The 13,230-nt window shown below is 50.2% G+C and carries 11 protein-coding genes; 5 read left to right on the top strand and 6 right to left on the bottom strand.

Going from position 1 to position 13,230, the window contains the following annotated elements; all coding sequences use genetic code 11:
* Positions 1–87: 87 nt before the first annotated feature.
* Positions 88–1,536 carry a DUF945 family protein gene (locus Q0620_RS08375; protein WP_298784444.1) on the bottom strand — a complete coding sequence of 483 codons (1,449 nt, stop codon included), beginning with the start codon at positions 1,534–1,536 and terminating at the stop codon, positions 88–90.
* A gap of 138 nt (positions 1,537–1,674) precedes the next feature.
* Between Q0620_RS08375 and Q0620_RS08370 the strand changes: the two genes are divergently transcribed.
* The gene (locus Q0620_RS08370) at positions 1,675–3,306 is read left to right on the top strand and encodes a CTP synthase (RefSeq protein ID WP_298784442.1); all 1,632 of its coding nucleotides are present in this window, start codon (positions 1,675–1,677) and stop codon (positions 3,304–3,306) included.
* Positions 3,296–4,876 (top strand): single-stranded-DNA-specific exonuclease RecJ, encoded by a 1,581-nt coding sequence (recJ, locus tag Q0620_RS08365; protein ID WP_298784440.1) that lies wholly within the window; start codon positions 3,296–3,298, stop codon positions 4,874–4,876. Before Q0620_RS08370 ends, recJ begins: the two co-directional genes overlap by 11 nt.
* A gap of 473 nt (positions 4,877–5,349) precedes the next feature.
* Here recJ and Q0620_RS08360 read toward each other — a convergent pair whose 3' ends face one another.
* Entirely contained in the window at positions 5,350–5,679 is a 330-nt protein-coding gene (locus Q0620_RS08360) for a cupin domain-containing protein (protein WP_291939008.1), read from the bottom strand.
* 66 nt (positions 5,680–5,745) lie between these two features.
* Positions 5,746–7,842: an NnrS family protein gene (locus Q0620_RS08355; protein WP_298784438.1), complete on the bottom strand. Its 2,097-nt coding sequence runs from the start codon at positions 7,840–7,842 to the stop codon at positions 5,746–5,748.
* Between the two features lie 393 nt (positions 7,843–8,235).
* On the opposite strand from Q0620_RS08355, the gene Q0620_RS08350 reads away from it, so the two are divergent.
* Positions 8,236–8,436, top strand: coding sequence for a hypothetical protein (locus Q0620_RS08350; RefSeq protein ID WP_298784436.1), 201 nt, complete (start codon positions 8,236–8,238; stop codon positions 8,434–8,436).
* A 175-nt stretch (positions 8,437–8,611) separates the two neighbouring features.
* Here the strand turns inward: Q0620_RS08350 and Q0620_RS08345 are convergent, their stop codons facing one another.
* Genes Q0620_RS08345 through Q0620_RS08335 form a run of 3 tightly spaced genes read right to left on the bottom strand, consistent with a single transcriptional unit; the run spans position 8,612 to position 11,051 of the window.
* Positions 8,612–9,301 (bottom strand): ATP-binding cassette domain-containing protein, encoded by a 690-nt coding sequence (locus Q0620_RS08345; protein WP_298040890.1) that lies wholly within the window; start codon positions 9,299–9,301, stop codon positions 8,612–8,614.
* Positions 9,301–10,098: an ABC transporter permease subunit gene (locus Q0620_RS08340; protein ID WP_298784434.1), complete on the bottom strand. Its 798-nt coding sequence runs from the start codon at positions 10,096–10,098 to the stop codon at positions 9,301–9,303. Before Q0620_RS08340 ends, Q0620_RS08345 begins: the two co-directional genes overlap by 1 nt.
* Positions 10,092–11,051 carry an ABC transporter substrate-binding protein gene (locus tag Q0620_RS08335; protein WP_298784432.1) on the bottom strand — a complete coding sequence of 320 codons (960 nt, stop codon included), beginning with the start codon at positions 11,049–11,051 and terminating at the stop codon, positions 10,092–10,094. Before Q0620_RS08335 ends, Q0620_RS08340 begins: the two co-directional genes overlap by 7 nt.
* A 193-nt stretch (positions 11,052–11,244) precedes the next feature.
* Between Q0620_RS08335 and ilvD the strand changes: the two genes are divergently transcribed.
* On the top strand, positions 11,245–12,918 hold the full coding sequence (ilvD, locus tag Q0620_RS08330; RefSeq protein ID WP_298784429.1) for a dihydroxy-acid dehydratase: 1,674 nt from the start codon (positions 11,245–11,247) through the stop codon (positions 12,916–12,918).
* Positions 12,919–12,974: 56 nt separating this feature from the next.
* On the top strand, positions 12,975–13,230 hold a 256-nt coding region (locus Q0620_RS08325), incomplete at its 3' end, for a hypothetical protein (protein ID WP_298784426.1).

The following is a 13,230-nucleotide window of genomic DNA, read 5'->3' as shown; positions in this document are numbered from 1 at the left end:
GGAGCTTTGCGAAATTCTACGCCGAAAAAGCAGGAAAATAAAAATCTTTGCGGGCAGGCTTAAAATCCGCCCGCAAAGCTTAAGAATTTAGTTGTGCGGTAGCGGGATAGGCTTTCCGTTTAAGATCATAGAGTTGCTTGCCTTATCGAAGCTAAACTCCATCTTAACCCCATCTCCATCAGGCTTAAGAAACTGCGAGCCGTAAACTTCAGCCATCGGCGCAAAATCGCGCAGGCTGTCATAAGGCGATAAGAAGTCCGTAATGGTCGTATTTATCGTAGCTTTGCCGTCCAAGCTCATGCGCTTAAAAAGCTGCGTCTCGTCGATGTAGCCGCCTACTAGCGCGCTTGCGTTAAAAGCAAATTTCTTGCCGAGGCTATTTTCAAACGAAAAATCATTCACGTTAATTTTCATATCATCTTTTAGCAGCTTCATAAAAAGCTCTTTATTTTCCGCTAATTTTTCGCCTTCTTGCGGATTTGAGATAGCAGACAGATATTTTTCGAAAAGTACGGCGCTAAAGCTGGTATCGACGCCTAAATGGATGTTTCGCACTAGCACGTCAGCGATTTTTAGGCTTTGGGCTTTATCGCTTTCGTTGAAATTTAAAATTCCATCTTTTACGCGATAGCTACCTTCCGTGCTCATATCCGTAACTACGACGAAGCGCTGCTTATCTACAGTTACGACGAGCTCTTTTGTGCTGCCTGCAAAATCTATGTCATTCAAAAAGAGCTTGGTTATATTATCGTCTAGATCTTGGATTCCGTTTTTAAAGTTTGCTTCATAGATAAGATCCTTTATATCAAGACCCGAATCCTTGCCGTCGTCTATAAAAATTTCACCGATTTTAAAGCCCAAGGCTTTTATCGTTTTGCCGCTCATATCGCTCGTGCCGTTTAGGCTAAGGCCTGCAAGACGTCCTATTCCGCCATCTTCGAGCACATTTATATCGGCTAGCTTTGCGCTAAATTTAACCTCTGTAGGTCCGTAGTTTAGATGCGTGCTAAGCGGCGCGTCAGTCTTAAACAGCTTCTTGCAAGGCTCTGCGTAATATGGCGTCTTAATCGTTAAAATTCCGTCGCTCTCAAATCCATCCGCAGCGTTTTTTACGCTATGCTTAATAGTGTAGTCGTAGCGAAAAGCAAAATCTTCCGGGAAAATTTTAGCAGGATCTGGCTCGTCCGTATCGTTGCTATCTTGCGCGCCTGCTTTTTCCTTTAGCTTGCTAAAGCCTTCAGCAAGGCTTTTTTGTAGTTTCTCTTTTTTTACTACGCCTTCGATAAAGCCGCTTGAGTTGCTATCTCCGGGATAAAATTTAGCGCTCTTAGTCTCGAAAATTTCGTTTCTAGCGATAAATTCCGCAATCTGCTGCTCAATCGCGGCGCTGGCACTCTTGCCGACCGCACCGTCGACCGTTTTGGTTATGCTATCGTTTACACTTTTAGCTACGCCAGTTTTAGCGTCCTTTGTCGCTACAAAAACGCCCACTATAAGCGCTACGATGACCACTAAAGCCGCGATGATCTTTTTCATCATCTCTCCTTTAAATTTAAAATTTATTTGGGTGCGTATTTTGCCGTAAATTTCTAAAATTTTCAAATTCTAGCTTAGTGTGCTTTAACCTAAAAGAAGTTATAATCGCGATATTAATATCAAAATTTAGGAAAACTTATGGCAAAACAAACGAAATATATTTTCGTCACCGGCGGAGTGCTGAGCTCGCTGGGTAAAGGCATTGCGGCGGCGTCGATCGCGACGCTTTTAAAGCACGCGGGGCTTAAAGTGCGCATATTAAAGGCGGATCCTTATATCAACGTCGATCCCGGCACCATGAGCCCGCTGGAGCACGGAGAGGTTTTCGTCACCGACGACGGCGCGGAGACCGATCTGGATCTTGGGCATTATGAGCGGTTCTTGGATGAAAATTTAAGCCAAGACAACAACTTCACCACGGGCAAAGTTTACAGCTCCGTCATCGAAAAGGAGCGCAGGGGCGATTATCTGGGCAAGACGATCCAGGTGATCCCTCACATCGTAGGCGAGATCGTGCGCCGCATAAAAAAGGCGGGCGAGGGTAACGACGTGCTGATCGTCGAGATCGGAGGCACCGTGGGCGACATCGAGGGGCTGCCGTTTTTAGAGGCGATCCGCGCGATGAGAGTGGAGCTTGGCAGAGTAAATACGATGAATATCCACCTCACGCTCGTGCCTTTCATCAAGGTAGCGGGCGAGCTCAAAACCAAGCCTACGCAGCACAGCGTAGGTGAGCTGCGTCGTATCGGTATCAGCCCCGATATGATAATCTGCCGCTCCGAAATGCCGCTAAATCGCGCGCTTAAAGATAAGATCGCGCTAAGCTGCGGCGTGGATAAAAACTGCGTCATCGAAAGCCCAGATAGCGCGAGCATCTATCAGATCCCGCTTGCGTTTTTGAAACAGGATATTTTAACGCCGATCGCGGAGACTTTAAGCTTAAACAAGCTCGAAGTCGATATGAGCAACTGGGACAGCCTCGTTAAGCGCGTCATCGTGCCTACGAATGAAACCACGATCGCCTTCGTCGGTAAATATATCGATCTAAAAGAAAGCTACAAATCCCTCACCGAAGGGATCATCCACGCGGGCGCGACGCTTGATACGCGGATAAATTTGAAGTGGATCGATAGTGAAAAAATCGAAGCTGCGAATGTGGATGAAATTTTCCGCGACGTAAACGGAATTTTAGTCGCGGGCGGCTTCGGCTCGCGCGGGATAGAGGGTAAAATTTTAGCCATAAACTACGCGCGGGTGCATAAGGTGCCATTTTTGGGCATCTGCCTGGGGATGCAGCTTGCAATGGTGGAGTTTGCGCGTAATGTCTTAAAACTGAAAAACGCTAACTCCTCGGAATTTGACCCGCAGACCGAAGATCCGGTAATCTACCTCATAGATAGCTTTATCGACGCGAGCGGCAAAAAGCAGATCCGAACGCACAAATCCCCTATGGGCGGCACTATGCGGCTGGGTGGCTATGACTGCGACGTCAAAAAAGGCTCGCTTTTGAGTAAAATTTACGGCGAGCAAAAAACTATCCGCGAGCGCCACCGCCACCGATATGAAGCCAATCCGAAGTACCGCGCCGATTTTGAAAAGCACGGGCTTATCGTCTGCGGCGAGAGCGACGGGCTTATCGAAGCGGTCGAGCTAAAAAATCATCCGTTTTTTCTGGGCGTGCAGTTTCACCCGGAATTTACCAGCCGTCTAGTGCGCCCAAATCCCGCTATTTTGGGCTTTATCGAAGCATCTATAAAAAATGCTAGGTAAAAATGAGATAAGGGAAATTCTAAAATCGAGATTTGCGAACGATCGGCATACTAAAATTTCTGAAATTCCCTTACCCTGCGATCTGAAAGATACCTATAAGGCGGCTTTGCGCATAAAAACTGCCATCGAAGAAAACCAGCGCATAGCCGTAGTCGGCGATTACGACGTCGACGGTATCGTAAGCACCGTCATAATGAGCGATTTTTTTAATCAAATAGGCGCGGATTACGTTATCAAGATACCAAACCGCTTTACCGACGGATACGGGCTAAACAGCGAGATCATAGGCGAGCTTGAGGATGTGGATCTCATCATCACGGTAGATAACGGCACCTCTGCGACGGAAGCTGCCGAAATTTGCGCTCAAAAGGGGATCGATCTCATCATCACCGATCATCACATGCCCCCGCCCGTGCTGCCTAGAGCTTATGCGATAATCAATCCGAAGCAGCCTGACTGCACCTTCCCAAATATCGAAATTTGCGGCGCTCAGGTAGCGTGGTATCTCGTAGGCGCGCTAAAAGAAACCCTCGGCGTGAACTACGATATGGCAAGCTCGATGGATATCCTCATCATCGCCATAATCGCCGATATGATGGAGCTGCGCGATATGAACCGCGCGCTTTTGCGCTTCGGCATCAAGCGGCTAAATAGCTCGAACCGCGCCTGCTTCAAGGCGATTAAAGAGCATTATTTTAAAAAACACTTCGAATTCGACGATATCAGCTACACGATCGCGCCGCTAATCAACTGCACGGGGCGGATGGACGATGCTACGATGTCGTATAACTTCCTATGCGCCAAAAATATCAGAGAGGCAAACCATTACCTAGAGACGATAAATTCGATCAACAACTCGCGCAAAGAGGAGGAGAAAAACCTCTACGACGAGATCGTAAAAAGCGTAGATCCGAGCGACAACGTCATCGTCGTGTGGGGTCCGCAGTGGCACGAAGGGATCATCGGCATCGTCGCAAGCCGCCTAAGCAAGACTTACAAAAAGCCCGCGATCGTCTTTAGCGTAAGCGACTCGCGCGCCAAAGGAAGCGCGCGCAGCATCGGTAAATTCGATATTTTAGAGCTGATCTCCTCGCAAAGCGAAATTTTAACGACCTTCGGCGGACACAAGGGCGCTGCGGGCGTGGGGATCGATCCTGCGCTGCTTCAGGAGTTTAAGCGCCGCGTAAATGAGCGCATTACGCCTAAGGATCTGAGCGATTTTAGCGCGCAAGACGATCTGCTTGGCGAGCTGGACGCATCGCAGATAGACTTCGAGCTGCTTGAAATTTTAGAATTTTACGAGCCGTACGGGCAGAAAAATCCGCGCCCGCTCTTTTGTATCAAAGGCGCGCGCGCCCGCAATATCAGGGAGATCGGCAAGGAGGGCAAGCATATCAAAATGGCGCTTGATAAAAACGGCGGCAGCGTCGAGGCGCTGTTTTTCAACTACGACTTTTTGCCGCGCGCGGGCGAGCGAGTGGACGCGATCTTTACGGTTAGCAAAAACAATTTCCGCGGTACGATCACGCCCGAGCTCATCATCAAAGAACTCACCCCGAGCGAGAGCTAAATTTTAAAATTTAGGCCGGTCTGGCGTGCGTTTCGCGCTGGACACGGCCTTTAAATTTAACTCTCGATCTATGAGCTAGGCCGCGCATTGCGCACTCGGCAGGGTCGCCCTACTACAGCGTCCATCTACTCTACTCGCCCGATATGTATTGCACGCTCGGCGCGACTTCAAAATTAATGCGCGAGCTATGGATTTGACTTGCGATGCGAGCTCAAGCGCGCGATTTCGGGGTTAGACACAGCGCGCAAATGCGGTGCGTTATTTTTAGCTCCCGCACGGTTTGCAAAACAGACGAAATTTTTGGGTGCGGTAAAAGTAAAATTTAAACGTTTCTAAATTTTAAAATTTTGCGAGGGCGAGCGATAGCCGTCAGAAACAAACAGAACGACCCTGCAAATGGAATTTCGGATAAAATTTTATGAAGCGGCGGGCGGGCTAAATTTTAAAATTTAGCCCGCCCTTAAACTTAGAGGCTAAAAAACCACCACTAAAAACCACTTAAACGGCACCGGCGCGAAGATCGCGTGCGGCAAGCCCGCAGGCATGACGATGCTTTGCCCCGCTTTTACGCGGTGCTTCTGCCCGTCGATCGTGAAATCGCCCTCGCCCTCAAGCACGTAAACGAATGCGTCGCCGTCGGATTTGTGCGAGCTGATCTCCTCGCCGCCGTCGAAGGCGAAAAGGGTCATATTCAGCGCAGGATTTTGCGCGAGGGTGCGCGAAATCACCTTATGAGGGGATACTTCGACTAGCGAAGCAAGCTCTACGGCCTTAGCGGCGTCGATATTTTTGATGTGTTGCATAAGCTCTCCTTGAAATGAAATTTGATCGATTGTAGCTAAAATTTAGCAAGCCCGCTTTGATGATTATCAATCCGGATCCGCGCTGAAAGGATTTTTCAGAAAGATCGGGATGAAATTTATCAGATACAGCGCGACCGCGGCGATGAAAAGCGCCGAGGGGATCATCACGTATAAAACAAAGCTCTCGCCCGCAAAAATGGCTCTTAAGCCCCCCGCGAGTAGAGCCAAAACGAGCGCCGTGCGGCTTAGGCGCGGGAAGTTTAGCGGCGAAATTCCGCTGTGGCGCTGTCCGGCGATTATTCCCACAAAAAGTATCGCTCCATACATATAGCAGATCGCGATGACGTGCAGCGGCGCGGCAGCGTATCCTCCGCGGATCAGTGTCGCGCCCAGCCACGCATAGCCCGCCGCGCACGCAGCCTGCAGCGCGTAGTAAAACGCCATATAGTGGCGGCTTAGAATTTCGGCGTAGTGCAGTTCGCGAAGCTTCGCCAAAAACAAAAACCCGATACCAAGCGCGATAAATCCGCATGCCGCCTCGCTTAAAAAGGGCGTTGCGAGCGCCAAAGCGAAGGCGAGGAAAGCGGCTAAATTTTTGTAGATAAAATTTGGAATAAAAACGGCGTCCTTCAGCCCGCCCTCTCTTAGCGCTTCGTTGCCGATGACGACGCTTATGCGGTAGCTTACGACGGCGATTGCCGCGACGTTGATATGCACGAAGCTAAGCAAAAACTTCTCATCTCCGCTCGCGCCATAGGCCGCAGAGCAGGCGCAAAACGCCACAAGGACCGCCAGGATGCTAAAATTATTCGAGTTTTTATCTAGCCACAAAAGCCATGCCGCAAAGATGAAAAATACCGCCCAAAACAGCGCCGTAATCGCAGCCGCAAGCCGTAAATTTAAAAAGCTCGCGATAAAAGCCGCGATCAGGCAGGCGGCAAAGGCGAGCGAGACGGGCTTTAGCGAGCCCTCGAAGTTCGTCCAATCGGGCAGCGCGGTAAGCAAAAACGCCGCGTAGATGCACGAAGGCGCCAAAAACAGAAAGTAAAACTTATGAGCGCCGACATAATCGATCGCCAGCGCATCGGGTGCTAAAAAGCTAAGCGCGCCCAGCGCCGCAAAAAAGCAGGCGCAAAGAACGAAGGCGCGCATCGGATGGGAGAAAAAATTTCTCGCGCGCTCATCTTTAAATTTAGGCGCGTAAAAGCCTAGCCGCTGCGCCGGGCGCGGCTTCGGATTTTTGAGCTCCTGCGGCGAAACGGGCTCTGCTTGATTTTGCATGGAATTAGCTTTGGAATTTCGATCAGAATTTTTAGCGCTTTGCGAGAAGTTTTGAACAGAATTTAGCTCGGCATGGCTTTGCGCGGAGGCGTGTTTAGAATTTTGACCTTGATCGGAATTCTTGGCGCTTTGCAAGAAGCTTAGCGGGAAATTCCGTTCGGAATTTTTAACGTTCTGCGAAAAACTCGGTTTGGAATTTAGCTCGGAGCTTCTGCCGTTTTGCAAGAAATCCTGCGTGAAATTTCGATCGGAATTTTTAATGCTCTGCGGGAATTTCGGCTCAAAATTTCGGTCCGAATTCCCGAAGCCTTGCATAGACCCGGCTTCCCTGCCGCGAGCGGAATTCCAAAAATTTTGTATAAAATTTAAAGCGGAAATTTTGAAATTTTGCGCAGGCTCGGCTTCCAAGCCCCGGTCAAAATTTTTAAAATTTTGTGTAAAATCCGAGGCACAAACTTTAGAATTTTGCGCAAATTTGCAATTTCTGTATCCGAGGCCGGGTCCGCACGGCGCACCAACCGCACTCTCAAAGTAAAATCTACGCGGCGCGAGAATTTTACTTTCAAAGCCTAGTCTGCGCAGCACACGGGTTTCGCGCCCAAAACTCGTCCAATTGCGCGATTTAGCGCTCTTGTCGACACTTTCGTCGGCGCGGATTTGCTTTTTTAAATTTGCAAATTGCAGCTCGGCAAGGTTAAATTTCTTCAAATTTACGGAGCCAAAATTCTTAAAATCGCGCGCGTCATGTAAATTTAAAAAATTCCGCACCGCACAAAACGTGCCTAGAGTGGGATTTTGCTCGCCGCCTAGCCCACTTGCATCGCAAAACGGCGAGCGGTAGGCGCTAAAAACGGCTTTTTGAGCGCTGAACTGCGCGCTCAATCCGCATGCATCAAAACCGCAACGCGAAAAGGCGTCTTGGTTCGCGCCAAATTTGCAGTATAAATGGAGGCCCCGCTTCGTGCCAACGCGACGCAAGCAAATGCCTGCATTGAAATTGCGCTGTGAGCGGACGCTCATACTAGATTGCAAACGATCGTTCGCGTTAGAGCTGCATCGCAAGCTGACACTCGCACCCGAGTCGCGGCGTGAGCGGGCATATCGGTTCGAGTCAAGGCACCGTAAGCAAGCGCCCACGCTAGAACTACACCGTAAGTAAGTACTCGCGCTAGAGCCGCAGTATGTATCGCCGCGTAATAGCGCCGAATTTCGCGCTGCAAAACCGTAGCGCACTGCGCCGTTCAAGAGCACGCTCACGATATAATCGCAGTTCACGTGGCTGCGCAGTTCGTATTTCGGTGCGATAAAACCACGGCGCCCGATGTCCTGCGAAAGGCTATATCCGCTTGCGCTAAGATCGCAGTATCCGATGTCCCGAAAGAGCCTGTCTATGCAAGCAGCGAAATCATAACATTTAGTATCACGCAAGAGCCTGTGCCCGCCCGCTCCGACATCGCGACATTTAGTACTTTGTAAAAACCCATGCCTGCGTGCTCCTAAATCGCAGTATTCGGTGCTCCGCAATAGTCCGTGTTCGTACGCGCCCGGATCGCGACGCGCGCCAAAGCTTCGCTTGCTTGCGCCTGGGCCGCAACGTAAGTTTAAATTTTGTGCGGAGCCTCCCTGTTTGCGCGCATTAAAGATAAAATTTCTACTCATAATAGCTCACTCCCCCGAATTGCTCGCTTACCACGCGCTCTTCGTACCGCTCGTCGCGCGCGCTTAGCGGCTCATCTAGCCTCACGACGCGCCTAAGCCCCATCTCTTTGGGCTCGAGCTCGATGATCTCGTGGCTTAGGCGTGCGGCTTCAAAGCGGTCGTGGGTCACCAAAAGGCAGGCAAGCCCCTCGCACTCGATCTTTGAGACTAAAATTTCGATCAGCACGCCGCGCAGATCGCGATCCAGACCTACAAACGGCTCATCAAGCAGCGCCAGATCGCAGCCGCTAAGGATAGTTCGCAAAAACGCCGTGCGCTTTTGCATACCGCCGCTTAGCTCGCGCGGGAATTTATTCAGATCGCTCGGGCTAAGCCCGATCTTTGCGGCGAGGGCGTAAATTTCGCTCACGCCGGCGGGGCTAAAAATTTCGATATTTTTAAGCGCCGTGAGGTTTGGTAGCAGGCGGTTTTCTTGAAACAAAAAGCTGATTTTCTTAAAGCCGTTTTCGATCTGCCCGCTTTTTTTATCCTCCAGCCCGCAGACCAGCCGCAAAAGTGAGGTCTTGCCGCAGCCGCTGGGGCCAAAAAGCGTCTTTACTTCGCCTGCGCGCAGCTGCAAAGAAAAATCGGAAATTATAACGTCGCGCAGAATTTCGTAGCGCAGATTTGAAATTTTTAGCATCATCTGCTCCACGGCATCAGTAAAATTTGAAGCGGTTTGGTCACGAGATAATCGAAAAGCGCCGTAAAGGCTATGACCAGGCACACATACGCCATGACCTCGACCGTATCGATATTGACGCGCGCTTCGGCGATCTTTGCGCCGATGCCGTCGTTCGCGCCCAAAAGCTCCGCCATCACAAGCACCTTCGCGCCGTTGCTGACCGCGACATAGATCGCGGGAAGCAGCCGCTCGATTAGGTGCGGCGCGTAGAGGTAGCGCAGTTTTTTTAAAATTGAGCTTTTGTAGCTGTCAAAAAGCTCGGTGTATTCGGTGCTCACGCTAGCCATCGCCTGCGCCGCGGACGCAAAAGTCATCGGCGCGACGACGATAACGACGGTAAAAAGCACGCTTTTATCGCCGAAATGAAACCAAAATATCGCAAGCACGATCCAAACGATGGGCGGCGTCGAGAGAAGCACGGTAATTAGCGGGTTTAAAAAGGCTCGCAGGCTTTTGAAATACCCCGCCGCAAGCCCGCTGCAAATCCCCGCAAAAAGCGCGAGGAAGGTGCCCACAAGCGCGCGCCTAAGCGACAGGGCTAGATCGTTTGCGGCGAAATTTTTTAAAATTTCGCACGCCTTAGAAAAAACAGCCGCGGGTTCTGGCAGAATGAGCGGCCCGTAAGCCTCGCTCGCTACCTGCCAAATGGCTATGAAAAAGCACACCGCCCCTAGGCTCGCAAAGCCGCCCCACAGATAGTCTATGACGTAAAACGCGGGGTTTTGAGCTTTGCGAATTTTATCGATTTTTAGCATAGAAAAAACTCGTCCTTAGGCATCGCGCCGCCGAGGAGCTTAGGGTTAAATTCCATCAAAATTTCATAAAATTTCAAAAGCTCGCCCTTGATCTCGCTAGGCTTTTTGACGCATAAATTCGACGTATCGATGCTCATAAATATCGCAGGCGGCGGCGCGGGAAAGAAATTCGTCCCGATTGCTGCAGCGCTTTGTTTGTTCGCTTTGATCCACGCAAGCGCGTCCGCTAAATCGGCATTTAAAATTTCAAAATCCGCCTTTTTCGCGGCGTAAAAATCTGTATCTGCGATGATGCCTGCTTGCGGGATTATGGGCTTAGTCGAAAACGCCTGCGCCCACATATCGCTTAAATTTGCCCCACGCTGCACGGCGATGCCCGATTTTTTGCCCCTTAGGATCATAGCGCTTGCTAGCGGCTCGACCGTGATCGCGACGTCGTAATCCTTAGCCAAAAACATCTGCGCGCTCTCTGCGGGAGTGGCGGTGTAGTCGATATTTAGCCCGCTAATACCCTGCTTTTTCGCTATGGCTCGCACGATGATGTCTAGCATATCGTTTTTAAAAGGCATGACGATCTTTTTGCCCTTCAACTGCGCAAATTCCGTTATCTTCTCGCCCTTGCTCATCGCGAAATTTAGCCCCTCGGTGAGGATATTTACCATGCCGATCTTGCGCCCCTGATTTGCGAGGTTCACCCCCACGTTGCTAGGGCTCATCATGACCTTGTACTCGCCGTTTGCCACGCCTGCGCGCAGCTGATCGGGATCGCGCCAAAGCTCGAGCTTGGCGTCGTATTTTTTACCGATCTGACCCTGCATGCACGCAACGCCGATGATGAGGCTAGGCATCGCGGGCGCGCCGTAAATAGTAAAAGTCTCCTTTGCAAAAAGAGGGCTAGCAAGCCCGCTAGCCGCCAACGCGGACGTTAGTTTTAAGAAATTTCTTCTTTGCATCTTTTCCCCTTTTTATTCCTGCCAAACGGCAAGATTTTGATAATCGATGTGCAATTATATCAAAAACGGGAGTGATTCGGTTTGATTAAGCTCAATAGTCCCACTTTAAATTTTAATGCGCTAAAATTTAAAACGCCCTGCAGCGGTAAAATTTTATGCTAAAATGGAGAAAATTTCAATCCAAGGACAAAAAATGAGAAGCGACATCATCAAAAAAGGCTATACGCGTGCGCCGCACAGAAGCTTGCTAAGAGCGACCGGACTAAAGGACGAGGACTTTGAAAAGCCATTTATCGGCGTGGCAAACAGCTTCATCGAGATCATCCCGGGGCACTTTTTCCTCAACAAATACTCCGAAATTTTAAAAGACGAGATCCGCAAAAACGGCTGCGTACCCTTTGAGTTTAACTGCATCGGCGTGGACGACGGCATCGCGATGGGGCATAGCGGGATGCTTTACAGCCTGCCTAGCCGCGAGCTCATCGCAAACTCGATCGAAACGGTAATGAACGCTCATCAGCTAGACGCTCTGGTCTGCATGCCAAACTGCGATAAAATCGTGCCAGGCATGGTGATGGGCGCGCTTCGCGTGAACGTACCGACGGTTTTCGTTAGCGGCGGTCCGATGAAAAAGGGCTACACCAAAAAAGGCGATCCGATCGACCTGTCTACGGCGTTTGAGGCGGTGGGGAAATTTGAAACCAAAGAGATCAGCGCCGAGGAGCTAAAAGAGATCGAGTGCGCCGCCTGTCCAAGCGGCGGCAGCTGCTCGGGGATGTTTACGGCAAACTCGATGAATACGTTGTGCGAAGCGATGGGTATCGCGCTAAAAGGCAACGGTACCGTGCCTGCGCTCACGCCTGAGCGTGAGGAGCTTATCAGGCAGGCTGGACGTCGCATCTGCGAGATCGCGCTCGATGAAAAATACAAAATCCGCAACATCGTGAACGAAAAATCGATCCAAAACGCCCTCGTAGTCGATATGGCGATGGGCGGCAGCAGCAACACCGTGCTGCACATCCTGGCTATCGCGCGCGAAGCGGGGGTAAATTTACAGATCGCGGGGCTCAATGAGATCAGCCGAAAGATAGCCCATATCGCCAAAATCAGTCCGAGCCTGCCAAACGTGCATATGGAGGATATCGACCGCGCGGGCGGCCTAAGCGCCGTGATAAATGAAATTTCGCGCCGCGATAACGGACTGCTAGGCTTAGACGCGCTAACGGTAAGCGGCGAAAGCCTAGGCGAGCGCGTCGGAGCCAGCGCCATAAAAGACGAATCGGTCATCCGCAAGGTAGAAAACGCCTACTCGCAGGTCGGCGGACTGGCAGTTTTGTTTGGAAATTTAGCCGAGCAGGGCTGCGTCATCAAGACCGCGGGCATCATCGGCGAGCGCAAATTTAGCGGCAAGGCGGTCTGCTTTAACAGCCAAGACGAGGCGATAGAGGGCATCTCAAGCGGCAAGGTAAACAAAGGCGATGTGGTCGTCATCCGCTACGAAGGGCCGCGCGGAGGCCCGGGTATGCAGGAGATGCTAAGCCCTACGAGCCTAATCATGGGGCGAGGATTGGGCGCGGACGTGGCGCTGATCACGGACGGTAGATTTAGCGGAGCGACGAGGGGGTTAAGCGTCGGACACGTGAGTCCCGAAGCTGCTGAGGGCGGCATGATCGGATTGCTACAAGACGGCGACGTCATCGATATCGACGTGGATACGTACGCGATAAACGTGCGTCTAAGCGAGGAGGAGATCGCTGAGCGCAGGGCTAAATTTAAGCCGATTGAAAAACCGCTGCCGTATCGCTGGCTGCGAATGTATCGCAAGCTGGTGACCAATGCTAGCAACGGAGCGATTTTGGAGGCGTAGAAATTTAAAATCGGTAGGTATTGTAGTTTTAAAAATTTAAATAAGGAATGATTTTTATGTTTGAGAGGAATTTTACCTATAAGGATTTAGAGCAAGTAGAGACTGAAATAGAAAATATACATGAGGCGCTAGCTAATGTCTATAATAATAAGTCATGTATTTGGAAAATTAGTAGAACTCTTGACAAATTAAAAAATTCAAATTTTTCTAGCGAGGAAGAATATTTAATAGACGTATTTGAGTCGAGATATGTCAAGTGTATGAATAGAACTAATGAAACCATCAATTTTCTACAAAAATTTACAAAACGAA

The organism is uncultured Campylobacter sp. (assembly GCF_938017615.1).
Lineage (GTDB): Bacteria > Campylobacterota > Campylobacteria > Campylobacterales > Campylobacteraceae > Campylobacter_B.
The sequence above is the reverse complement of the archived record's forward strand: the minus strand, read 5'-3'. Positions and strand labels throughout refer to the sequence as shown.

Bases quoted from the DNA above. Each gene is read 5' to 3' on its own strand.
- Q0620_RS08370 (WP_298784442.1), top strand. From the start codon at position 1,675: ATGGCAAAACAAACGAAATATATTTTCGTCACCGGCGGAGTGCTGAGC.
- recJ (WP_298784440.1), top strand. From the start codon at position 3,296: ATGCTAGGTAAAAATGAGATAAGGGAAATTCTAAAATCGAGATTTGCG.
- Q0620_RS08375 (WP_298784444.1), bottom strand. From the start codon at position 1,536: ATGAAAAAGATCATCGCGGCTTTAGTGGTCATCGTAGCGCTTATAGTG.
- ilvD (WP_298784429.1), top strand. From the start codon at position 11,245: ATGAGAAGCGACATCATCAAAAAAGGCTATACGCGTGCGCCGCACAGA.
- Q0620_RS08360 (WP_291939008.1), bottom strand. From the start codon at position 5,679: ATGCAACACATCAAAAATATCGACGCCGCTAAGGCCGTAGAGCTTGCT.
- Q0620_RS08340 (WP_298784434.1), bottom strand. From the start codon at position 10,098: ATGCTAAAAATCGATAAAATTCGCAAAGCTCAAAACCCCGCGTTTTAC.
- Q0620_RS08345 (WP_298040890.1), bottom strand. From the start codon at position 9,301: ATGCTAAAAATTTCAAATCTGCGCTACGAAATTCTGCGCGACGTTATA.
- Q0620_RS08335 (WP_298784432.1), bottom strand. From the start codon at position 11,051: ATGCAAAGAAGAAATTTCTTAAAACTAACGTCCGCGTTGGCGGCTAGC.